This window comes from Longilinea arvoryzae (assembly GCF_001050235.1).
GTDB lineage: Bacteria > Chloroflexota > Anaerolineae > Anaerolineales > Anaerolineaceae > Longilinea > Longilinea arvoryzae.
This window is the reverse complement of sequence record NZ_DF967972.1, coordinates 3,461,944-3,480,357: the sequence shown is the minus strand read 5'-3', so window position 1 is coordinate 3,480,357 and position 18,414 is coordinate 3,461,944. Positions and strand designations below refer to the sequence as shown.

General features: G+C 56.6%; 34 protein-coding genes. All 34 read left to right on the top strand.

Annotation, left to right across the window (positions count from 1 at the left end; genetic code table 11):
- Nucleotides 1-16: 16 nt before the first annotated feature.
- Nucleotides 17-1,219 carry an elongation factor Tu gene (tuf, locus tag LARV_RS15620; protein ID WP_075072481.1) on the top strand — a complete coding sequence of 401 codons (1,203 nt, stop codon included), beginning with the start codon at nt 17-19 and terminating at the stop codon, nt 1,217-1,219.
- 10 nt (nt 1,220-1,229) lie between these two features.
- Nucleotides 1,230-1,538 (top strand): 30S ribosomal protein S10, encoded by a 309-nt coding sequence (rpsJ, locus tag LARV_RS15615; RefSeq protein WP_075074510.1) that lies wholly within the window; start codon nt 1,230-1,232, stop codon nt 1,536-1,538.
- Nucleotides 1,539-1,859: 321 nt separating this feature from the next.
- Entirely contained in the window at nt 1,860-2,495 is a 636-nt protein-coding gene (gene rplC, locus LARV_RS15610) for a 50S ribosomal protein L3 (RefSeq protein ID WP_075074509.1), read from the top strand.
- Between the two features lie 31 nt (nt 2,496-2,526).
- Nucleotides 2,527-3,153, top strand: coding sequence for a 50S ribosomal protein L4 (gene rplD, locus LARV_RS15605; RefSeq protein ID WP_075074508.1), 627 nt, complete (start codon nt 2,527-2,529; stop codon nt 3,151-3,153).
- Between the two features lie 13 nt (nt 3,154-3,166).
- Nucleotides 3,167-3,469 carry a 50S ribosomal protein L23 gene (gene rplW, locus LARV_RS15600; protein ID WP_075074507.1) on the top strand — a complete coding sequence of 101 codons (303 nt, stop codon included), beginning with the start codon at nt 3,167-3,169 and terminating at the stop codon, nt 3,467-3,469.
- Entirely contained in the window at nt 3,469-4,305 is an 837-nt protein-coding gene (gene rplB / locus LARV_RS15595; protein WP_075074506.1) for a 50S ribosomal protein L2, read from the top strand. The genes rplW and rplB overlap by 1 nt, the downstream gene beginning before the upstream one ends.
- Nucleotides 4,306-4,347: 42 nt before the next feature.
- Nucleotides 4,348-4,629, top strand: a complete 282-nt coding sequence (gene rpsS / locus LARV_RS15590; RefSeq protein ID WP_075074505.1) for a 30S ribosomal protein S19 — start codon at nt 4,348-4,350, stop codon at nt 4,627-4,629.
- Between the two features lie 3 nt (nt 4,630-4,632).
- The gene (gene rplV, locus LARV_RS15585) at nt 4,633-4,974 is read left to right on the top strand and encodes a 50S ribosomal protein L22 (RefSeq protein WP_075074504.1); all 342 of its coding nucleotides are present in this window, start codon (nt 4,633-4,635) and stop codon (nt 4,972-4,974) included.
- A 51-nt stretch (nt 4,975-5,025) separates the two neighbouring features.
- On the top strand, nt 5,026-5,703 hold the full coding sequence (rpsC, locus tag LARV_RS15580; RefSeq protein WP_075074503.1) for a 30S ribosomal protein S3: 678 nt from the start codon (nt 5,026-5,028) through the stop codon (nt 5,701-5,703).
- Between the two features lie 48 nt (nt 5,704-5,751).
- Nucleotides 5,752-6,180 carry a 50S ribosomal protein L16 gene (gene rplP, locus LARV_RS15575; RefSeq protein WP_075074502.1) on the top strand — a complete coding sequence of 143 codons (429 nt, stop codon included), beginning with the start codon at nt 5,752-5,754 and terminating at the stop codon, nt 6,178-6,180.
- Complete coding sequence (gene rpmC, locus LARV_RS15570) at nt 6,177-6,389, top strand: 50S ribosomal protein L29 (RefSeq protein ID WP_075074501.1); 213 nt, start codon at nt 6,177-6,179, stop codon at nt 6,387-6,389. Before rplP ends, rpmC begins: the two co-directional genes overlap by 4 nt.
- Entirely contained in the window at nt 6,386-6,664 is a 279-nt protein-coding gene (rpsQ, locus tag LARV_RS15565; protein ID WP_075074500.1) for a 30S ribosomal protein S17, read from the top strand. Before rpmC ends, rpsQ begins: the two co-directional genes overlap by 4 nt.
- A gap of 2 nt (nt 6,665-6,666) precedes the next feature.
- Complete coding sequence (rplN, locus tag LARV_RS15560) at nt 6,667-7,038, top strand: 50S ribosomal protein L14 (RefSeq protein WP_075074499.1); 372 nt, start codon at nt 6,667-6,669, stop codon at nt 7,036-7,038.
- Nucleotides 7,039-7,063: 25 nt separating this feature from the next.
- Nucleotides 7,064-7,396, top strand: a complete 333-nt coding sequence (gene rplX, locus LARV_RS15555) for a 50S ribosomal protein L24 (protein ID WP_075074498.1) — start codon at nt 7,064-7,066, stop codon at nt 7,394-7,396.
- 20 nt (nt 7,397-7,416) lie between these two features.
- A complete protein-coding gene (gene rplE / locus LARV_RS15550) occupies nt 7,417-7,959 on the top strand; it encodes a 50S ribosomal protein L5 (RefSeq protein WP_075074497.1) in 543 nt (180 codons plus the stop codon).
- A 1-nt stretch (nt 7,960) separates the two neighbouring features.
- Entirely contained in the window at nt 7,961-8,143 is a 183-nt protein-coding gene (locus LARV_RS15545; RefSeq protein ID WP_075074496.1) for a type Z 30S ribosomal protein S14, read from the top strand.
- A 20-nt stretch (nt 8,144-8,163) separates the two neighbouring features.
- Entirely contained in the window at nt 8,164-8,574 is a 411-nt protein-coding gene (gene rpsH / locus LARV_RS15540) for a 30S ribosomal protein S8 (protein WP_075074495.1), read from the top strand.
- A gap of 27 nt (nt 8,575-8,601) precedes the next feature.
- A complete protein-coding gene (rplF, locus tag LARV_RS15535) occupies nt 8,602-9,162 on the top strand; it encodes a 50S ribosomal protein L6 (RefSeq protein WP_075074494.1) in 561 nt (186 codons plus the stop codon).
- An 8-nt stretch (nt 9,163-9,170) separates the two neighbouring features.
- Nucleotides 9,171-9,536, top strand: coding sequence for a 50S ribosomal protein L18 (gene rplR, locus LARV_RS15530; protein ID WP_075074493.1), 366 nt, complete (start codon nt 9,171-9,173; stop codon nt 9,534-9,536).
- 23 nt (nt 9,537-9,559) lie between these two features.
- On the top strand, nt 9,560-10,084 hold the full coding sequence (rpsE, locus tag LARV_RS15525) for a 30S ribosomal protein S5 (RefSeq protein WP_152031821.1): 525 nt from the start codon (nt 9,560-9,562) through the stop codon (nt 10,082-10,084).
- 1 nt (nt 10,085) lies between these two features.
- Nucleotides 10,086-10,283: a 50S ribosomal protein L30 gene (gene rpmD, locus LARV_RS15520; protein ID WP_075074491.1), complete on the top strand. Its 198-nt coding sequence runs from the start codon at nt 10,086-10,088 to the stop codon at nt 10,281-10,283.
- The gene (gene rplO, locus LARV_RS15515; protein ID WP_075074490.1) at nt 10,280-10,732 is read left to right on the top strand and encodes a 50S ribosomal protein L15; all 453 of its coding nucleotides are present in this window, start codon (nt 10,280-10,282) and stop codon (nt 10,730-10,732) included. The genes rpmD and rplO overlap by 4 nt, the downstream gene beginning before the upstream one ends.
- A gap of 28 nt (nt 10,733-10,760) precedes the next feature.
- Nucleotides 10,761-12,104, top strand: a complete 1,344-nt coding sequence (gene secY / locus LARV_RS15510) for a preprotein translocase subunit SecY (RefSeq protein WP_075074489.1) — start codon at nt 10,761-10,763, stop codon at nt 12,102-12,104.
- Between the two features lie 3 nt (nt 12,105-12,107).
- On the top strand, nt 12,108-12,758 hold the full coding sequence (locus LARV_RS15505; RefSeq protein ID WP_075074488.1) for an adenylate kinase: 651 nt from the start codon (nt 12,108-12,110) through the stop codon (nt 12,756-12,758).
- Nucleotides 12,759-12,764: 6 nt separating this feature from the next.
- Entirely contained in the window at nt 12,765-13,577 is an 813-nt protein-coding gene (map, locus tag LARV_RS15500; protein ID WP_075074487.1) for a type I methionyl aminopeptidase, read from the top strand.
- Between the two features lie 44 nt (nt 13,578-13,621).
- A complete protein-coding gene (rpmJ, locus tag LARV_RS15495) occupies nt 13,622-13,735 on the top strand; it encodes a 50S ribosomal protein L36 (RefSeq protein ID WP_075074486.1) in 114 nt (37 codons plus the stop codon).
- Between the two features lie 6 nt (nt 13,736-13,741).
- Nucleotides 13,742-14,131, top strand: a complete 390-nt coding sequence (gene rpsM / locus LARV_RS15490; protein ID WP_075074485.1) for a 30S ribosomal protein S13 — start codon at nt 13,742-13,744, stop codon at nt 14,129-14,131.
- Nucleotides 14,132-14,253: 122 nt separating this feature from the next.
- Nucleotides 14,254-14,658 carry a 30S ribosomal protein S11 gene (gene rpsK, locus LARV_RS15485; protein WP_075074484.1) on the top strand — a complete coding sequence of 135 codons (405 nt, stop codon included), beginning with the start codon at nt 14,254-14,256 and terminating at the stop codon, nt 14,656-14,658.
- A gap of 21 nt (nt 14,659-14,679) precedes the next feature.
- Nucleotides 14,680-15,318 carry a 30S ribosomal protein S4 gene (gene rpsD / locus LARV_RS15480; RefSeq protein WP_075074483.1) on the top strand — a complete coding sequence of 213 codons (639 nt, stop codon included), beginning with the start codon at nt 14,680-14,682 and terminating at the stop codon, nt 15,316-15,318.
- A 74-nt stretch (nt 15,319-15,392) separates the two neighbouring features.
- Nucleotides 15,393-16,340, top strand: coding sequence for a DNA-directed RNA polymerase subunit alpha (locus LARV_RS15475; RefSeq protein ID WP_075074482.1), 948 nt, complete (start codon nt 15,393-15,395; stop codon nt 16,338-16,340).
- A 6-nt stretch (nt 16,341-16,346) separates the two neighbouring features.
- On the top strand, nt 16,347-16,727 hold the full coding sequence (rplQ, locus tag LARV_RS15470) for a 50S ribosomal protein L17 (RefSeq protein ID WP_075074481.1): 381 nt from the start codon (nt 16,347-16,349) through the stop codon (nt 16,725-16,727).
- Nucleotides 16,728-16,757: 30 nt separating this feature from the next.
- Nucleotides 16,758-17,522: a tRNA pseudouridine(38-40) synthase TruA gene (gene truA, locus LARV_RS15465; RefSeq protein WP_075074480.1), complete on the top strand. Its 765-nt coding sequence runs from the start codon at nt 16,758-16,760 to the stop codon at nt 17,520-17,522.
- 23 nt (nt 17,523-17,545) lie between these two features.
- Nucleotides 17,546-17,977 carry a 50S ribosomal protein L13 gene (gene rplM, locus LARV_RS15460; protein WP_075074479.1) on the top strand — a complete coding sequence of 144 codons (432 nt, stop codon included), beginning with the start codon at nt 17,546-17,548 and terminating at the stop codon, nt 17,975-17,977.
- A 15-nt stretch (nt 17,978-17,992) separates the two neighbouring features.
- Nucleotides 17,993-18,388, top strand: coding sequence for a 30S ribosomal protein S9 (gene rpsI, locus LARV_RS15455; RefSeq protein WP_075074478.1), 396 nt, complete (start codon nt 17,993-17,995; stop codon nt 18,386-18,388).
- Nucleotides 18,389-18,414: the final 26 nt, after the last annotated feature.

The window sequence follows — 18,414 nt, the reverse complement described above, 5'->3', positions numbered from 1 at the left end:
AAGGGAGATTGTTCCAATGGCGAAGCAGAAATTTGACCGCAGCAAGCCGCATTTGAACATTGGCACCATGGGCCATATTGACCATGGCAAGACCACACTGACGGCGGCGATCACGAAGTGGTGTTCGTTACGCGGCATGGCAGATTACCGCGCTTATGATTCGATTGACAACGCGCCGGAAGAGAAAGCGCGCGGTATCACGATCAACATTGCGCACGTCGAATACCAGACCGACAAGCGGCACTATGCCCACGTGGACATGCCGGGTCACCGCGATTACATCAAGAACATGATCACGGGTGCGGCGCAGGTGGATGGCGCCATTCTGGTGGTAGCCGCCCCGGACGGCCCGATGCCGCAAACGCGCGAGCACGTGTTGCTGGCGCGGCAGGTGGAAGTGCCGTCGATCGTGGTGTTCCTGAACAAGACCGACCAGATGGACGATCCGGAACTGCTGGAACTGGTGGAGATGGAACTGCGTGAAATGCTGGACGGTTACGGGTTCCCGGGCGACGAGACGCCGATCGTGCGCGGCAGCGCATTGAAGGCGTTGGAGAGCACCTCGACGGATCCGGACGCGCCGGAATACGCCTGCATCAAAGAGTTGATGCGGGTGGTGGACGAGTACATTCCGGAGCCTCCGCGCGAGCTGGACAAGCCGTTCATGATGCCGATCGAAGACGTGTTCTCGATCAAGGGTCGTGGCACGGTGGTGACGGGTCGTGTGGAACGCGGCAAGGTCAAGGTGGGCGAGCCGGTTGAAATCGTGGGCTTGCAGGAAAAGAGCCGCGCGTCGGTGGTGACGGGTGTGGAAATGTTCCACAAGCTGCTGGACGAAGGCATGGCCGGTGACAACATTGGTCTGCTGCTGCGCGGCATCGAGCGCACGGACGTGGAACGCGGGCAGGTGGTGGCCAAACCGGGCAGCATCACGCCGCACCGCAAGTTCCTGGCGCAGGTGTACGTATTGAAGAAGGACGAAGGCGGACGCCACAAGCCGTTCTTCAAGGGATATCGGCCGCAGTTCTACATCCGCACGATGGACGTGACGGGCGACATCGAACTGCCGGAAGGCGTGGAAATGGTCATGCCGGGCGACAACGTGAACATGACGGTGGAACTGATCGTGCCGGTGGCGTTGGAGCAGGGCTCAAAGTTCGCTATTCGCGAAGGCGGCCTGACCGTCGGCGCTGGTGTCATCACCAAGATTTTGGATTAGGTGGATAGAAATGGCTAAGCAGCGGATTCGGATTCGTTTGAAGGCGTATGATCACCGCGTACTCGATCAATCTGCCAAGCGGATTGTTGAGACAGCGGAACGCAGCGGCGCTCGTGTGGTTGGCCCAGTACCATTGCCTACCAAAATCGAGAAATTCACGGTTCGCCGTTCGACTTTTATCGATAAAGACTCACATGAGCACTTCGAGATTCGCACCCACAATCGGATGATTGATGTGTTGGATCCCGATTCCAAGACCATTGACATGCTCATGCGGCTCAACCTGCCCGCAGGCGTCGATATCGAGATCAAGATCTAGCCACTCTCAGCGGTTCATTTGATCCGCATCCGCAAGTAAGGCGGTTGATTGGTTGAAATAGCCAATCGACCGCCTTGCACGCGGATGAGAGACTTTTCGAAAACGCCAGGTTACCCTTGGCGAAAGTAAGTTTGTCGATTATACTAGAAAGGTTGCGGGTTTACACCCGATAACTCAGGCAGCGCAAGAACGGTTTTGCAAGCAGACCAACAAAACGCAGTGTCGCAGCAAACCGGTTGACTGTGCCGCCGAAAAGGGATGATGCAACCAAGCCCAGGTTGACAGTCCCAGGACCAAATCTTTGAAGGAGAAAACCGAGATATGTTCAAAGGGCTGATCGGCAAGAAAATCGGCATGACCCAGATTTTCGATGAATCCGGCGTGGCAATTCCTGTTACGCTCATCGAAGCTGGGCCATGCTACGTTACCCAGATTCGCACGCCCGAAAACGATGGTTATCTGGCTGTGCAGTTGGGTTTCGATGAGGTGAAGCCAAAACGCCTGACCGGCGGCGAATTGGGCCATCTCAAACGCAATAACCTTGACCTGCCTCCGATGCGCTTCCTGCGCGAATTCCACACCAAAACCCCTGACGTCAAAGAAGGCGACAAGGTAACGGTGTCGGTTTTCGGGCTTGGGGAGCGCGTTGATGTTATAGGCACCAGTAAAGGTAAAGGCTTCGCGGGTGGTGTCAAGCGCTATCACTTCCACGGCGGACCCAAGACCCACGGTCAATCTGACCGCTTGCGTGGGCCGGGTTCCAACGGCTCGACCACTACCCCCGGTCGTGTATATAAGGGTTCTCACAGACCTGGTCATATGGGCGATGACCGAGTCACTTCGCAGAGCCTCAAAGTTGTACTCGTGGATACCGAGCGAAATTTGATCGGGGTCCGCGGTGCAGTCCCTGGCGCACGCGGCGGCCTGGTGCTGATCAATGAAGCGCGCAAACAGTAACCGGGGAACTGGGACTGAGGGAGCGAATACTATGGAAGTTGATGTCTTGAACATGGAGGGTCAGAAGGTCAGCACGGTGGAACTTCCGCCTGCGATTTTCGAAGCCCTGATCGATGTCGATCTGATGCACCAGGCACACGTTCGTCAATTGACGAATGCCCGTCTGGGCACTCACGATACGAAAACCCGCAGTGAAGTCTCTGGCGGTGGCCGCAAACCTTTCAAACAAAAGGGAACCGGCCGTGCTCGTCAGGGTTCCACGCGGGCCCCGCATTGGGTAGGCGGCGGTGATATTCACACTCCGCACCCCCATTCTTACGCCCTGGCCATGCCCCGCAAGATGCGCCGCGCTGCGCTCTGCTCGGCTCTTTCGGCGAAGGCGTCGGATTCAGCCATTGTTGTGGTGGATGAATTGAAGGTTTCTGAGCCCAAAACCCGGTTGATGGCCAAAGCGCTCAATACCCTGGTGGGTGATGCCAGCGCTTTGATCCTGATCCCGGCGAAGGAAGCCTATACGGATGTGATCCGTTCCACCCAAAATATTCCGGATGCCAAGATTTTGATGGCCGGATATCTCAACGTCCATGACCTGCTGCAGTTCGACAAGATTGTTCTGCCGCTGTCTGTGTTGGACGTAATCCAGACCAACCTGGGATAGGTAGGAGAGAGCCATGAGCACGATTTACGAAGTACTCCGCCGCCCGCTGGTGACTGAAAAGTCCAATTTCCAGGCCAATCGCCTGCATCAGTATGTGTTTGAAGTGGCAGAAGATGCCAATCGAACCCTGATCAAGGATGCGGTAGAAACGCTGTTCGAAGTGACGGTACTGCGCGTGAATGTGATCAACGTTACCGCCAAGCGCACCCGTCGCGCACGCAGCCGCCGGCTTGCGGTTCGCAACGCTGGTTTCAAGAAGGCGATTGTTACCCTGGCGCCCGAAGACCGAATTCCGATCTTTGAAGGGGTGGAATAATGGGTATCAAAGTCTACAAACCAATTACTCCCGGCCAGCGCAATAAGACCGGGTACAGCTTCGAAGAAATCACCAAGAGCCGCCCCGAGCGCAGCCTGATCACCATTCGCCGCTCCATGGGTGGCCGCAATATGTACGGTCGGATAACCGTTCGCCATCAGGGCAGCGGCGTTCGCCAGTACATCCGCACGGTCGATTTCAAGCGCAACAAGATCAACATCCCGGGCAAGATTGCGGCGATCGAATATGATCCAAACCGCACCGCGCGCCTGGCGCTGGTGGTCTACGTCGATGGCGAAAAACGCTACATTCTGGCCCCGCTCGGCCTCAAGGTGGGTGATACCATCCTGACCGGTCCGCAGGCCGAAATTCGCCCCGGCAACAGCCTGCCGATTACCAACATCCCAGTTGGCACCATGATCCACAACATCGAACTGCAGCAAGGTCGCGGCGGTCAATTGGTGCGCTCGGCTGGCGCTGCAGCCCAGTTGCTGGCAAAAGAAGGCGATTACGCTCAATTGCGCCTGCCTTCCGGCGAAGTTCGCCTGGTTCGCCAGGTATGCTACGCCACCATCGGACAGGTGGGCAACCTGGAACACAGCAACATCAAACTTGGTAAAGCGGGCCGCAAACGCCTCATGGGCATTCGCCCGACCGTACGTGGTACTGCGATGAGTCCGCGGGATCATCCCCACGGTGGTGGTGAAGGTCGTCAACCTGCTGGTATGCCGAGCCCGAAGAGTCCGTGGGGCAAGCCTACGCGCGGATATAAAACCCGCAACAACAAGCAGACTGACAAGTTTATCGTTCGCCGCCGTAATGCCGGCAGCCGGTAATCGATGGTCACCGGTAGGTAACCGAGAAAGAGGGACGTTCTAATGTCACGATCGTTAAAAAAAGGGCCGTTTGTAGCCATCAAGCTCTTGAAAAAAATCGAAGCGATGAATGCCCGCGGCGAAAAGAAAGTGCTCCGCACCTGGAGCCGCGCAAGCACCATCTTCCCTCAGATGTTGGGTCACACAATCGCCGTGCATGACGGCCGGCGGCACGTGCCGATCTACATTACTGAGAATATGGTGGGTCATCGGCTTGGCGAATTTGCTCCCACGCGCCATTTCCGCGGTCATGCCGCTTCTGAAAAGTCGACGAAGGGAAAGTAAGCCATGGCAACCGATATCCGTGCTGAATTAAAAAACTGTGGCCAATCCGCCCAGAAGGTTCGCCTGGTGATTGACCTGGTTCGCGGGAAGCCGGCTGTACAAGCTCTGACCACGCTGAAATTCCTGCCGCGCGCGGCTGCGCCCACCATTTACAAGCTGGTGGCATCGGCTGTTGCAAACGCTGAGGAAAATTTCGGGGTCAGCCGCGATGATCTTGTCGTGTACCAGATCATGGCAGACGAGGCCCCCACCCGCAAATGGCGCCGGTTTGGCGCACGGGGCCGCTTCCGCCCGATTCTGCGGCGCGCTTCGCATATCACCGTTGTTCTTCGCGAACGGGCATAGCAATCGACCTGAGGAAAGCTTGGGTTTTGAAACGAGACACCAGGAGAAATTATGGGTCGTAAAGTTCATCCGATTGGATTTCGTCTCGGCGTGCACCAGCCCTGGGAAGGGCGGTGGTACGCTGAGGGCAGCCAGTACTCTGATCAGCTCATTCAGGATATTGAGATCCGCAAACTGATCCACAGGGCTGCTGAAAAAGCGGGCGTTTCTCGCGTGGAAGTTGAACGCTTCCCCGGGAAGGTCAAGGTGATCGTCCACACCGCCAAACCTGGCATTCTGATCGGCCGCAAGGGCGACAGTGTCAAGAAAATCCGTGTGGATCTGGAAGCCATGCTGGGTAAGAAGATCGATCTCGAGATCAAAGAGATCAAATCGCCGGATTGCGATGCCTATCTGGTGGCGATGAACATCGCCGGACAGATCGAACGTCGCATTGCCTACCGCCGCGCCATGAAACGCGCGTTACAGCAGGCCATGCGCCAGGGCGCCCTGGGCATCAAGATCGAAGTCGCCGGTCGCTTGAGCGGCGCTGAAATGGCCCGCAGCGTCTGGCTGCGCGAAGGCCGCGTTCCGCTGCAAACTTTGCGCGCTGATATCGATTTCGCCCGCGGCGAAGCCCTAACCCAATATGGTCGCATTGGCGTCAAAGTATGGGTTTATAAAGGCAACGTTGTGACCGCTGTCGAAGAAAAGGTCGAATCGACCGAAGGCGTGTACGTCAGCGAGTAAGATACTGCGCTGGGCAATAGCTCAGGAAATATTGAAGAGGTAGCTGCTATGTTGATGCCAAAACGTGTAAAGTGGCGCAAGCAACAGCGTGGCCGAATGACGGGCAAGGTCCTGCGCGGCGCAGCCATGGTGTATGGTGAATACGCCTTACAGGCTCTAGAGCCGGGCTGGGTATCTGCTCGCCAAATCGAGGCCGCCCGCCGCACAATCGTGCGCGCGATGCGTCGCCATGGAAAGTTGTGGATCCGGATTTTCCCGGACAAACCCTACACCCATCGCCCACCCGAAACTCGTATGGGTAAAGGCAAAGGCGCTGTGGAGTATTGGGTGGCTGTTGTTCGCCCCGGCCGGATCATGTTCGAAGTCGGCGGTTTGGACCACGATGAGGCGGTTGAATGCCTTCACCAGGCCGCTTACAAGTTCTCCATTCGGACGAAAGTGATTGCCCGTGCTGATCGGGCGGGAGAACGAGAATGAAACTCGCAGAAATTCGGCTGAAATCGAACGAAGAATTGAAGGCGCAGTTGAGCGATACTCGGCATGAGTATATGAACTTGCGCTTTCAGGTGGTGACCGGCCAGTTGACGGATACCAGCCGTCTCAAGCAGACTCGCCGTCTGATCGCCACGCTGGAAACCATCCTGCGCGAGCGCGAACTGGCGGCTTCGCGAGAAGGTGCAAAATGAATGATCGGCGTCGTTTGACTGGTATCGTTACCAGCAACAAAATGATGAAGACCGTGGTAGTCGAGATCTCCCGCACGTACCGCCACCCGCTGTACGGTAAGGTGGTTCACACCCATGGTCATGTAAAAGCGCACGACGAACTCGGTTGCCAGATCGGCGACGAAGTTCAGATCGTCGAAAGCCGCCCGCTTTCCCGCGACAAGCGCTGGGTGGTTGAAGCCATCCTCAAACACGAGGGCAAGCTGATCGTCGATACGATCGAGGAAGGAGCGTAACGATGATTCAGTCGGAAACTCGGATCAAGGTCGCTGATAACACTGGCGCCCGCGAGCTTCTGGTCATCCACATCATGGGTGGCTCCACCCGCCGTTACGCCCATGTCGGCGATGTCGTCGTTGCAAGCGTCAAGTCCGCCGCGCCGCAGGGTTCGGTGAAAAAGAGCGAAGTTGTGAAGGCCGTCATCGTTCGCTGCGCCAAAGAATGGCGCCGCACCGATGGCTCGATCATTCGCTTCGACGACAATGCGGCTGTCATCCTGGATGCTGATGGTCAGAATCCCAAGGGTACCCGTATCTTTGGACCGGTGGCTCGTGAGCTGCGTGAAAAAGGTTTCATGAAAATTATTTCTCTGGCTCCAGAAGTCATCTAGGGGCAGAGGGAGCAGGAGCGAAGCCATGAAATTGAAGATACATAAAGGTGATACCGTTGAAGTCATTTGCGGTCGCGAAGAAGACCGTGGCAAACGCGGCGAAGTCATCAAAGTTTCACCCGATGACGGTCGTGTAGTTGTGCAGGGTGTCAATATGCGCACCAAGCACCAGCGCCAGGTCCAGTCTCAGGGTCGCACCGTTTCGCCCGGCAAGGTCCGCTTTGAAGCCCCCGTTCACATTTCCAATGTGATGCTGGTGTGCCCCAAGTGCGGCAAATTGACCCGTGTTGGCATCAGCCTGACGGGTGAAGGCCGGCAGCGGATTTGCAAAAAGTGCGACGCGTTGATTGACGCGTAGGGCCGCTGGAGAACTTGAAGATGAACAAGTTGAAAGAACTCTATCAGAACGAAGTTGCTCCGGCTTTGATGAAGGGCCTCAACCTGGATAACGTAATGCAAATTCCGCGTATCCAGAAGGTTGTGGTCAACATTGGCCTGGGCGAAGCCATGGACAACCCCAAGGCACTGGAAGCAGCGGTTGCCGACATGAGCGCCATCACGGGTCAAAAACCCGTGGTCACCAAGGCGCGCAAGTCCATCGCCAACTTTAAGTTGCGCGAAGGGCGCGCCATCGGCGCAATGGTCACCCTGCGGGGCGACCGCATGTGGTCGTTTCTCGATCGCCTGATGAACATCGTGTTGCCGCGCGTGCGCGACTTCCGCGGTGTGTCAGCCGAGGCGTTCGATGGCCGTGGTAACTACACCCTGGGTCTGCGCGAGCAGGTGATCTTCCCCGAAATCGAATTCGACAAGGTCGATAAGGTTCGCGGTCTGGAAATCACCATCGTCACCACTGCGCAGTCCGATGATCAGGCCACCATGCTGCTGCAGATGCTCGGCATGCCATTCAGAAAGGGATAGTATGGCAAAAAAGTGCATGTCTTATCGTGAACAGCGTCGCGAGTACCCAACCCAGGTCCGCAATCGCTGTCGGATCTGCGGCCGCCCGCGTGGATATATGCGCCGTTTTGGTCTGTGTCGTATTTGCTTCAGGGAATTGGCCCTCAAGGGACAAATCCCCGGCGTAACCAAGTCTTCCTGGTAGCGCCATCCGGAGGTTAGGACATGAGTGTGAATGATCCTATTGCTGATATGTTAACCCGCATCCGGAATGGTGTCATCACCAGCCAGTCTTTGGTGGCGATGCCCAGCTCCAAGATCAAGGCCGAAATTGCCCGGATCTTGAAGGAAGAAGGGTTCATTGAAAGCTTTGAAATGATCGATGGTGAAAATCAACTGCCCAGCTTGCGCATCAAGCTGAAATATGTCGGCGAACGCCGCCAGAAGCAGTCGGTTATCACTGGTTTGGAACGCATCAGCCGTCCCGGCCGGCGCGTTTATTCCCGCAAGCAGGACATCCCCTGGGTGCTTTCGGGCATGGGGATTGCGATCTTGTCTACCCCGAAGGGTGTCATGACCGGCAAGCGCGCTCGCCAGTTAGGTGTTGGCGGCGAAGTTCTTTGCAAGGTCTGGTAACCAACAGGGTAAAGAGGAGGTAGGACTGTGTCCCGAATTGGTCGCATGCCAGTGAATGTCCCGGCCGGTGTTACAGTGAACATCAACGGACAGGAATTAAGCGTCAAGGGCCCCAAGGGCGAATTGACCCGCCAGTTCCTTTCCACGGTGTCGCTGGCATTGGAAAATGGGCAGATCATTGTCACCCGTAGCTCGGATGCGCCGTCGGTGCGTGCCATTCACGGCACCACTCGCGCGCTGGTGAGCAACATGGTGGTTGGCGTCAGCACCGGTTTTACCAAGGTGCTGGAAGTAAATGGCGTGGGTTACCGCGCCGAGATGGATGGTAAGAATCTGGTCCTTTATGTCGGTTACTCGCATCCGGTTGTGGTTGAACCACCCGATGGCATCACCTTCGAAGCCGATGCCAAGACGCATCAGATGAAGGTGATTGGCCGTGACCGCGAGCAGGTCGGCCAGGTTGCATCAAACATTCGAGAAATTCGTCCCCCTGAACCTTACAAAGGCAAAGGCATTCGTTACATCGACGAACGCGTGCGCCGCAAGGCTGGCAAGGCCGGTAAGGGTGCCAAGGGTGGCAAGAAGTAAGGTGAGCTATGGCAAAGTTGAGTCGTAAAGAATCAAGACTTCGCCGGCACAGCCGTGTCCGCAAAACCATTCTCGGCACGCCGGAACGGCCTCGCCTGAGTGTGTTCCGCAGCCTGTCGGACATCTATGCCCAGGTGATCGATGATGCGGCCGGTACCACGCTGGTTTCGGCCTCCACCATCGACCAAGCCCTGCGCGCCGAAACCGCTGGTCTGACCAAAACCGATCAGGCCAAGTTGGTGGGCAAAGCAGTCGCCCAACGCGCTCAGGAAAAGGGCATCAAAGCCGTGGTGTTCGATCGTGGTGGCTTCCGCTACATCGGTCGTGTCAAAGCCCTGGCAGATGCCGCCCGTGAAGCTGGCCTGGAATTTTAGGCGAATAAGAGAGAGGCCGGATTATGGAAAATGAATATACTCCACTGGAACAGCAGTACGACGAGCGTGTTATCGAAATCGCCCGCGTCGCCAAAGTTGTAAAGGGCGGCCGCCGTTTCCAGTTCCGCGTGACCATCGTCGCCGGTGACAATAACGGCAAGATCGGCATCGGAATTGGAAAGGCTAACGCCGTTCCGGATGCGATGCGCAAAGCAACCGAACGCGCCCACAAGAACATGCGTTCGGTGGCCCTCAGCGGAACCACCATTCCGCACGAAATCGTTGCCCGCGTAGCTGGCGCAGAAGTGCTGCTCAAACCGGCTTCCGCCGGTACCGGCGTCATCGCCGGATCGGGCGTGCGCGCCGTCTGCGAAGCTGCTGGCATCCATGATATCTTGACCAAGTCGCTGGGCTCAGCCAACACCCTGAATGTGGTGAAGGCAACCCTCGACGCCTTGATGGCGTTGAAGACACCCGAACAGGAAGCTGCTCGCCGCGGCAAGCCGGTCAAGGAACTGCTGCCCTTCTGGGCACGGAAGGAAGCGTAACATGAGCGAGACCAAAATGTTGCGCATCACCTTGGTGAAGAGCCCAATCGGCAACACCACGCGCCACAAAGAAACCATCCGCGCGCTGGGCCTTCATCGCATGAACCAAACCGTGGTTCATGCAGATACCCCAAGCTTGCGGGGCATGCTGCTCAAGGTGAACCATCTGGTTCGTATCGAGGAACAGGAAGCGAAATGAAACTACACGACCTTATGCCCAATGAAGGCGCCCGCAAAGAGCGCAAGCGCAAAGGTCAGGGTATCTCCGCCGGTCAGGGTAAAACCGCCGGTCGGGGTACCAAGGGCCAGGCATCGCGCACGGGCGAAGGCGGCCACCTGTATCGTCAGGGTGGTAACCTGCCTTTCTATCGCCACCTGCCGTTTATCCGTGGTGAGGGCTTCACCCCACCGAACCGGGTTAAATTTAATGAAATCAACCTGGACCAACTGGACGCTTTTGCCGCTGACAGTGAAGTGACCCCGGCCGTTCTGGCGGAGAAGAACCTTCTGCACAACCCCGCCTGGCCCGTAGCTTTGCTCGGGCGCGGCGAAATCGCTGTTGCGTTGACGGTGCGCGTCCAGCGCATCACCAAGAGCGCCCGCGCCAAGATCGAAGCCGCTGGCGGCAAGGTTGAAATCATCGCATGACTTGCGGTTCTGACGAGGAGACCCAAATATGAAACGGTCGGCCTGGCGTTACCTGTGGAAGTCAGAGGATATTCGCAAGAAGCTGCTGATCACGGTGTTGCTGCTGGTGGCATATCGCTTTGCAGCCAACATTCCGGTCCCGGGTGTTAATCGCGCAGCGATTGCCTCGATCATGACCAGTGCGGGAGGAGCCGGCAACCTGTTAGGGATGCTGGACCTCCTCTCCGGCGGCACCATTTCCAGCTTCTCCATCCTGGCAATGGGCGTCTATCCTTACATCACAGCGCAGATTATTCTCCAATTGCTCGTGCCGATCATTCCGGCTCTCGAACGTAAGTTGAAGGATAATCCGCGTGAAGGCCAGAAGTGGATGGAACGCTGGACGGTCATCCTGACCGTCCCGATGGCGCTGCTCTCCGCTGTTGGCCAGATCAATATCTTCAACCAAATGTCGCAGGGGACATCGGTGCTCAGCTTTACCTTTGGCTTGACCGGTGTCAATCTGTTGCCCACGTTGACGACCTTGATCAGCATGGTGGCGGGAACGATGATCGGTATCTGGATTGGTGAAATGATCTCCGAGTTCGGTATTCCGAACCAGGGCCTGTCATTGATCATCTTCTCCGGTATCGTTGCAAAGATCCCGACTCATATCCGAAGCCTTGTCTCTGACCAACAATACTGGTGGTTGATCTTCATCATCCTGGTTGTCCTGGCGTTGGTCATTTTTGCAATCGTCTACGTCCAACAAGGCCGCCGGAACGTGCGCGTCATGTTCCCTGGCCGCCGGGTTGGAAACCGCATGTCCATGCCGGTTACCAGCAGCCTTCCGCTGATGGTGAACATGGCAGGCATGATCCCGCTGATCTTTGCTTCATCCATTCTGTCTTTCCCTGCCATTGTGGCTGGCTTCTTCCTGCAGGTGAAGACGGTGTGGGTGGCCAATCTCATGAATGGGATTTACAAGCTGTTCAGCGGCAGCAATAGCTGGTACTACCTGTTGTACTTCCTGATGGTGGTTGCATTCACTTTCTTCTATACCGATGTTCTGTTCTCGCAACAAAACTACGGCGATAACCTGAAGAAACAGGGCGCTCAGATCCCGGGCGTCACCGTTGGCAGCCAGACTCAGAAGTACCTCACCCGCGTTCAACGTCGCATCACCTTCCCGGGAGCTTTCTTCCTGGGTATCGTGGCTGTGCTGCCTTATGTTTTGGGCGCACTGCTGCCGGTGAGTGCCCGCCAGGCGGGGTTGTTCCTGGTCTCCTCTGCCGGTCTGCTGATTGTGGTCGGCGTGGTGCGCGATACTTTCACCATCATCGATACCGAGCTCAAGTTGCACGGTTACGATGAGAGCCTGATCAAGGGGTAAGGAATGACCACATATATCGTCTTGTTGGGACCTCCCGGAGCTGGCAAAGGCACGCAGGCTGAGGTAATTTCTGAAAGCCTCAAGCTGGCGCACATCTCCTCAGGCGACATTTTTCGTGAAAACATGAAAAATGAAACTGAACTGGGCAAAATGGCGCAGGGGTACATCAACCGCGGTGAACTGGTGCCGGACGACGTCACCATTGCAATGATCCGCGAACGCCTGCTGCGGCCGGATTGCGTGAACGGGGCCGTGCTGGATGGTTTTCCACGCACGCCCGCTCAGGCAGACGCCCTGGAGGGGATGCTGAAAGAACTGGGTGGAACGGTGCACCGCGTACCGTACATCAATGTCCCCAGCGAGGTACTGGTCAAGCGCCTGAGTGGGCGCTGGACCTGCCGGCAGGGACATGTGTACCACGTGGTGTTCAACCCGCCGCAGGTCCCTGGCAAGTGCGATGTGGATGGCCTGGAGTTGTTTCAACGCGAGGACGATCAACCGGCGACGGTTGAACGCCGCATCCGCGTCTATCTGGAGCAAACCAGCCCGTTGATTGAGTACTACCGCGAGCGCGGCTTGCTGAGCGAAGTGGACGGTACTCAAGCCATCGATAAAGTCACCGCTGACTTGCTGGCTGCCATCCAGAAAGGATAATGCAATATGTCGTGGGAGCGTCAGATCACGATCAAATCGGCTCAGGAAATCGAAATCATGCGCCAGGCGGGACGCATCAATGCGGAAGCCCTGGCTGCAGCGAAATCGGTGGCCCGACCCGGTGCGACTACAGCGGATCTGAATGCTGCTGCAGAAGAAGTCCTGCGCAAGTACGGATGTTACTCACCCTTCAAGGGATATCCCGGTCCAACGCCGTATCCGGCGAGCACGAACGTGAGTGTCAATGAAGAACTGGTTCATGGCATTCCCGGTAAGCGCAAGCTGAAAGAGGGCGATATCGTCTCCGTGGATTGCGGAACGGTATACGAAGGTTTCGTTGCGGATTCGGCGATTACCTTTGGGGTGGGGCAAGTATCCGAAACTGCCAGGAAACTGATGGAAGTGACGGAAGGCGCTTTATACGCCGGGATTGCCAAAATGGTTGTGGGCAATCACCTGGGCGATGTTTCCGCCGCCATCCAACAATACGTGGAAAGCCGCGGCTATTACGTCACGCGCGAGTACACCGGTCACGGGGTGGGCCGTGAAATGCACGAAGGCCCCCAGGTGCCCAATTATGGCCAACCGGGTCGCGGCTTGATACTGCGATCAGGAATGACCATCGCGTTGGAACCGATGGTGCTGGTGGGTACACCCATGACCCGGGTTATGCCGGATCTGTGGACGGTAAAATCAGCCGATGGTTCTCTCACGGGGCATTTCGAACACTCAGTCGCCGTGACAGAGAACGGCCCCTATATCCTGACAACCCTGGATGAAGGGCAAAGTGCTGGACGAAATGCCAATGTGCAGTTATAATTGCATCTTTGGCTGGATTTGCACTTGTTGATGAGGAGTTAATCATGAAGGTTTCACCATCCATTCGCAGGCGCTGCGCTAAATGCAAAATTGTACGCCGGCACGGTCTGTTGTACGTGATCTGCGAAAACCCAAAGCATAAGCAGCGACAGGGGTAATGACCAATGGCAAGAATTGAAGGCGTTGATCTGCCGCGCAACAAGCGGATCGAGACTGCTCTAACCTATATTTTCGGGATTGGCCCGACTCGCGCCAAGGTGATTTTGGCAGCGACCAAAGTGAACCCGGATCTCCGCGTGAAAGACATGCCCGAGACCGACGTTAACGCTGTGCGTGAGTTTATCTCCAAGAACTATAAGGTTGAAGGCGATCTCCGTCGTGAAGTTCAGATGAACATCAAGCGGTTGATCGAGATTGGGTGCTATCGTGGACTGCGCCACCGTCATAATTTGCCGGTGAATGGCCAGCGCACGCGCACCAATGCTCGCACCTGCAAGGGTCCGAAAAAGACAGTGGCCGGTCGTGGCCGCCGCCGCGGAGCAACGAAGAAGTAATTTGCTGCTGACTCTTGGCCGGGAAATAGGGGACCCTTCCGCCCCGCGGCTGCCCGACCAGGATAGGCTGCAAACCAAACTTCCGCTCAGCAGGACTGAAATAGATTTTTTAGCGAGGGAATATGGCACAGAACGTACGTTCAGCGCGACGCACTACGACTGTCCGCAAGGTAAAGCGCACACTGTCCTCCGGGCAGGTGCACGTCTTTGCCTCTTTCAATAACACGATCGTGACTGTCACTGACATTCAAGGCAACGCGGTCTGCTGGGCCAGTTCCGGCTCGGCTGGGTTCAAGGGCTCTCGCAAGAGCACCCCGTTTGCAGCTCGTCTGGCGGCCGAACAGGCCATCAAGACGGCTCAGAATATGGGAATTCAGGAAGTCGACCTGATCGTCAAGGGTCCTGGTCCTGGCCGTGAATCCGCCATCCGGGCTGTCCAATCCATGGGCATGCGGGTGCGTTCGATTTCTGATATCACACCGGTTCCGCATAACGGCTGCCGGCCTCCTAAGAAACGCCGCGTCTAATACCATCAAGGAAGGGAAGATATGGCGAGATATACCGGTCCGGTATGCAGATTGTGCCGGCGTGAAAACGAAAAACTATTTTTAAAGGGCTCCCGTTGCTTCAGCGCCAAGTGCGCTTTCGAACGCCGCGGGTTTGCCCCTGGTCAACACGGGAAGAGCGGTCAGCGCGGTGGTGAGCGTGAATCCGACTATTCCCGCCAACTGCGCGCCAAGCAGAAGGTTCGCCGGGTCTACGGCGTTCTGGAACGCCAGTTCCGCCGCACTTTCGCGATTGCGCGAAAGACTCCCGGTCTGACCGGCCTGGCTTTGCTGGTGACGCTCGAAATGCGTCTTGATAACGTGATCTACCGCATGGGTTTGGCTGAAAATCGCAGCCAGGCTCGCCAATTGGTGAATCACGGTCATTTCCTGGTCAACGGTCGCCGCGCTGATATCCCCTCGATGATTCTTCGACAGGGCGATGTCATCACACTGCACGAAAGCGCCCGCAAGACCACTTACTTCAAGGAACTGGCCGATGTTGCTGAAAAGCGTGTGTGTGCTTCGTGGCTCGACCGCGATCTGAAGACGATCTCAGGCCGTGTGTTGCGCAGCCCTGAACGCGCCGAAATCGACGGTAACCTGAACGAACAGCTCATCGTTGAGTATTACTCGCGGTAGTGCTGAAACGATCCGGTGTGCGAAATACAAACCAGTGCATCGGAAAGGGGTGAAACGTGTGCGCCTTAAGTAACATGGTAACGCCGAAAGTCGAACGCGAAGCTGAGGCTCGCAACTACGGCAAGTTTGTCATCAGCCCGCTCGAACGGGGTTATGGGGTCACCCTGGGTAATGCGCTGCGACGTGTCCTGTTGTCTTCCCTTGAAGGGGCAGCGGTAACGTCCATCCGGATCTCGGATGTACTGCACGAGTTCAGCGACATTCCGGGTGTGCGTGAAGATGTCATTCAGGTCACGCTGCAGATCAAACAACTGCGCCTGATGCTGCACGACACCGATTCAGCACACTTGCATCTGGACGTTCGCGGTGAAGGCGTTGTCACAGCCGCAGACATCCAGGCACCGGCTGAGGTGGAGATCGTCAATCCGGATCTCTATCTGTTCACCGTCGACGACAGCCGCACGCGGTTGGAAATCGACCTGACAGTTGAGCGCGGCCGCGGCTATTCGCCTTCTGGCGATCGCAGTGGACGCCTGCCCATTGGCGAACTTCCTGTGGATGCGATTTATACGCCGGTAAAGCGTGTGAATTACAACGTGGGTTCCGCCCGTGTTGGTCAGAGCACCAATTACGACCGCCTGGCCCTGGAAATCTGGACCGACGGTACGGTAGCCCCTGAAAAGGCTTTGGGTGCGAGCTCGAAGATCCTGATCGATCATCTTCGCTACATTTCCGGCATCAGTGAAGAAACACTGGTGATCGGAACCGAAAAGGAAGCAACGGGTAGCCGGTTGACCAGTGAAGCCGCCGAAACCCCCATTGAGAATCTGGATCTGTCGGTGCGGGTGTTCAACTCGCTCAAACGGACCGGGATTACCACGGTGGGCGATGTGCTGGACTTGCTGGAAAAGGGCGACGAAGCCGTTATGTCCATCCGCAACTTTGGTGAGAAAAGCTTAGATGAACTTCGCCAGAAGATGCGTGAAAAAGGCTTCCTGCGCGATGACAAAATTACGGAGTAAGATTACATGCGACATCAGGTAGCTGGATACAAACTTGGTGGTGGTAAGGACCGACGCGAAGGATTGCGCCGGACTATGATCCGCCAGCTCTTCACGCATGAACGGATTACGACGACTCGCGCCAAAGCGATGTCAATCCGCAGCGACGCCGAGCGTCTGATCACGCTGGCCCGCAACAGCGCGAAGGGCACTGAAATCGAAAAGGTCAACGCCCGCCGTCTGGTTTCTGCCCGTCTGGGCAGTGACCCGGTGGTGGTGAAAAAGCTCTTTGACGACATCGCTCCGCGCTTCAGCACGCGTCCCGGCGGGTATACCCGGATCCTGAAGTTGGGTCCCCGTTTGGGCGATAACGCTGATATGGTTCTCTTGGAGCTGGTCGAAGAATAGTCCAGACCGGGCTTGCAGAACCGGAATGGAATGGCACGTTACCAGATTATTCTTGCCTACGATGGGACGGACTTCCTGGGATATCAACGCCAGGGAGAGGCCCGCACGGTTCAGGGTGAGGTAGAAGCGGCTTTACAGCGTCTAGGCTGGCAGGGCCGCAGTATCCTCTCCAGTGGTCGAACCGATACCGGGGTCCACGCTTCTGGTCAGGTGATTGCAGTCGACTTCGACTGGCATCACCCACCCGAAACGTTGGGCAGGGCCCTCAACGCCGAACTGCCGGGAGATGTGGCAGTGAAGGCGGTAAAGGTGGCAGATGAAGAGTTTCATCCCCGTTTTGGAGCTCTTTGGCGCTGCTATCATTACCGGCTTTACTGCAATCCAGAGCGAAACCCGCTCCGCGACCGGTTTGAATGGCGGGTGTGGCCCCCGGTGGATGGTGAACGTCTTCACGCCGCAGCGGCATTGTTCATAGGTTCGCATGATTTTGCAGCCTTTGGAATGCCCACCCGGCCGAAGGGCAGCACCATCCGAGTGGTCCATCGAGCCTTCTGGCAGCCAGAAGGGGACGGTTGGCAATTCACGATCATCGCGAATGCCTTCCTATACCACATGGTGCGCCGGTTGGTCTACGTCCAGGTGGCTGTGGCTCAGGGGCGCTGGAGCCTGGAGCAATTGGCGGATGGAATCGATCACCAAACCGTTCAGATTGCCGGGATCGCAGCACCGAATGGCCTGGAATTGGCCGAAGTCCGATACCCGGAAAATGGGCAGGAACTGGAAAAAAAGGTTTAATACCTTGTCTGCTAGTGGAGAAGATGACCGTGGACAAGACGTTCGTGATCAAGGGTAAACCCGAAAGTAAATGGATCCTCGTGGACGCGCGGGATGAAGGCCTGGGCCGGTTGGCGACGCAAATCGCCAGTTACCTGCTGGGCAAACATAAACCAACCTACACCCCAGGCGTCGATATGGGTGATTTTGTGGTTGTGGTCAACGCCGGGCAGGTGAAAGTCAACAGCCAGCAGATGGAAGAAAAGTGGTACCACCATCATTCTGGTTACCCCGGTGGCTTGAAATCCGTCAGCCTGCGTGAGCAGCTCCAACGGCACCCGGATCGTGTGATCCAGGACGCGGTTTGGGGAATGCTGCCGCACAACAAGATCGGCCACAAGCTGATCAAGCGGTTGAAGGTCTATGTCGGGAGCGACCACCCGCATCAAAGCCAGAACCCGCAGTCGGTTGCATAAAGGAGCAGGGCGAAGATGTCAGTTCAGTATTTTGAAGGTATTGGGCGCCGCAAGGAAAGCACGGCTCGCGTGCGTGTGATGAATGGCACCGGAAAAGTCGTTGTCAATGAAAAGCTTGCCGCAGAATATTTCACCCGTATGGGTGATATGGAGAAAGTTCTCCAACCTCTGCAAGCTACCGGCCAGGAACTGACCACCTACGACATCACTGTTGTCGTCAAGGGTGGCGGTGTGACCGGCCAGGTGGACTCGGTCCAACTGGGTTTGGCGCGCGCGTTGGTGAAAATGAACCACGATTACGTGTCCATGCTGCGTAAGTACAGCCTGCTAACCCGCGATGCTCGCATCAAGGAACGCAAGAAGCCAGGCCTCAAGCGCGCCCGCAAGGCTCCTACCTACACCAAACGTTAATAGTTTCCCTAACGGGAAATTCGAAC

Excerpts from the sequence above, each read along its gene's own strand:
- LARV_RS15545 (WP_075074496.1), top strand. The coding sequence starts at position 7,961 with ATGGCAAAAAAGTGCATGTCTTATCGTGAACAGCGTCGCGAGTACCCA.
- rplO (WP_075074490.1), top strand. The coding sequence starts at position 10,280 with ATGAAACTACACGACCTTATGCCCAATGAAGGCGCCCGCAAAGAGCGC.
- rpsI (WP_075074478.1), top strand. The coding sequence starts at position 17,993 with ATGTCAGTTCAGTATTTTGAAGGTATTGGGCGCCGCAAGGAAAGCACG.
- rplD (WP_075074508.1), top strand. The coding sequence starts at position 2,527 with ATGGAAGTTGATGTCTTGAACATGGAGGGTCAGAAGGTCAGCACGGTG.
- rplE (WP_075074497.1), top strand. The coding sequence starts at position 7,417 with ATGAACAAGTTGAAAGAACTCTATCAGAACGAAGTTGCTCCGGCTTTG.
- rpmJ (WP_075074486.1), top strand. The coding sequence starts at position 13,622 with ATGAAGGTTTCACCATCCATTCGCAGGCGCTGCGCTAAATGCAAAATT.
- LARV_RS15505 (WP_075074488.1), top strand. The coding sequence starts at position 12,108 with ATGACCACATATATCGTCTTGTTGGGACCTCCCGGAGCTGGCAAAGGC.
- secY (WP_075074489.1), top strand. The coding sequence starts at position 10,761 with ATGAAACGGTCGGCCTGGCGTTACCTGTGGAAGTCAGAGGATATTCGC.
- rpsS (WP_075074505.1), top strand. The coding sequence starts at position 4,348 with ATGTCACGATCGTTAAAAAAAGGGCCGTTTGTAGCCATCAAGCTCTTG.
- rplQ (WP_075074481.1), top strand. The coding sequence starts at position 16,347 with ATGCGACATCAGGTAGCTGGATACAAACTTGGTGGTGGTAAGGACCGA.
- rplC (WP_075074509.1), top strand. The coding sequence starts at position 1,860 with ATGTTCAAAGGGCTGATCGGCAAGAAAATCGGCATGACCCAGATTTTC.
- rpsE (WP_152031821.1), top strand. The coding sequence starts at position 9,560 with ATGGAAAATGAATATACTCCACTGGAACAGCAGTACGACGAGCGTGTT.
- rpsJ (WP_075074510.1), top strand. The coding sequence starts at position 1,230 with ATGGCTAAGCAGCGGATTCGGATTCGTTTGAAGGCGTATGATCACCGC.
- LARV_RS15475 (WP_075074482.1), top strand. The coding sequence starts at position 15,393 with ATGGTAACGCCGAAAGTCGAACGCGAAGCTGAGGCTCGCAACTACGGC.
- rplX (WP_075074498.1), top strand. The coding sequence starts at position 7,064 with ATGAAATTGAAGATACATAAAGGTGATACCGTTGAAGTCATTTGCGGT.
- rpsQ (WP_075074500.1), top strand. The coding sequence starts at position 6,386 with ATGAATGATCGGCGTCGTTTGACTGGTATCGTTACCAGCAACAAAATG.
- rpsM (WP_075074485.1), top strand. The coding sequence starts at position 13,742 with ATGGCAAGAATTGAAGGCGTTGATCTGCCGCGCAACAAGCGGATCGAG.
- rplM (WP_075074479.1), top strand. The coding sequence starts at position 17,546 with ATGACCGTGGACAAGACGTTCGTGATCAAGGGTAAACCCGAAAGTAAA.
- tuf (WP_075072481.1), top strand. The coding sequence starts at position 17 with ATGGCGAAGCAGAAATTTGACCGCAGCAAGCCGCATTTGAACATTGGC.
- rpmD (WP_075074491.1), top strand. The coding sequence starts at position 10,086 with ATGAGCGAGACCAAAATGTTGCGCATCACCTTGGTGAAGAGCCCAATC.
- truA (WP_075074480.1), top strand. The coding sequence starts at position 16,758 with ATGGCACGTTACCAGATTATTCTTGCCTACGATGGGACGGACTTCCTG.
- rplP (WP_075074502.1), top strand. The coding sequence starts at position 5,752 with ATGTTGATGCCAAAACGTGTAAAGTGGCGCAAGCAACAGCGTGGCCGA.
- rpsH (WP_075074495.1), top strand. The coding sequence starts at position 8,164 with ATGAGTGTGAATGATCCTATTGCTGATATGTTAACCCGCATCCGGAAT.
- rplR (WP_075074493.1), top strand. The coding sequence starts at position 9,171 with ATGGCAAAGTTGAGTCGTAAAGAATCAAGACTTCGCCGGCACAGCCGT.
- map (WP_075074487.1), top strand. The coding sequence starts at position 12,765 with ATGTCGTGGGAGCGTCAGATCACGATCAAATCGGCTCAGGAAATCGAA.
- rplV (WP_075074504.1), top strand. The coding sequence starts at position 4,633 with ATGGCAACCGATATCCGTGCTGAATTAAAAAACTGTGGCCAATCCGCC.
- rpsK (WP_075074484.1), top strand. The coding sequence starts at position 14,254 with ATGGCACAGAACGTACGTTCAGCGCGACGCACTACGACTGTCCGCAAG.
- rpsD (WP_075074483.1), top strand. The coding sequence starts at position 14,680 with ATGGCGAGATATACCGGTCCGGTATGCAGATTGTGCCGGCGTGAAAAC.
- rplW (WP_075074507.1), top strand. The coding sequence starts at position 3,167 with ATGAGCACGATTTACGAAGTACTCCGCCGCCCGCTGGTGACTGAAAAG.
- rpmC (WP_075074501.1), top strand. The coding sequence starts at position 6,177 with ATGAAACTCGCAGAAATTCGGCTGAAATCGAACGAAGAATTGAAGGCG.
- rplN (WP_075074499.1), top strand. The coding sequence starts at position 6,667 with ATGATTCAGTCGGAAACTCGGATCAAGGTCGCTGATAACACTGGCGCC.
- rplB (WP_075074506.1), top strand. The coding sequence starts at position 3,469 with ATGGGTATCAAAGTCTACAAACCAATTACTCCCGGCCAGCGCAATAAG.
- rpsC (WP_075074503.1), top strand. The coding sequence starts at position 5,026 with ATGGGTCGTAAAGTTCATCCGATTGGATTTCGTCTCGGCGTGCACCAG.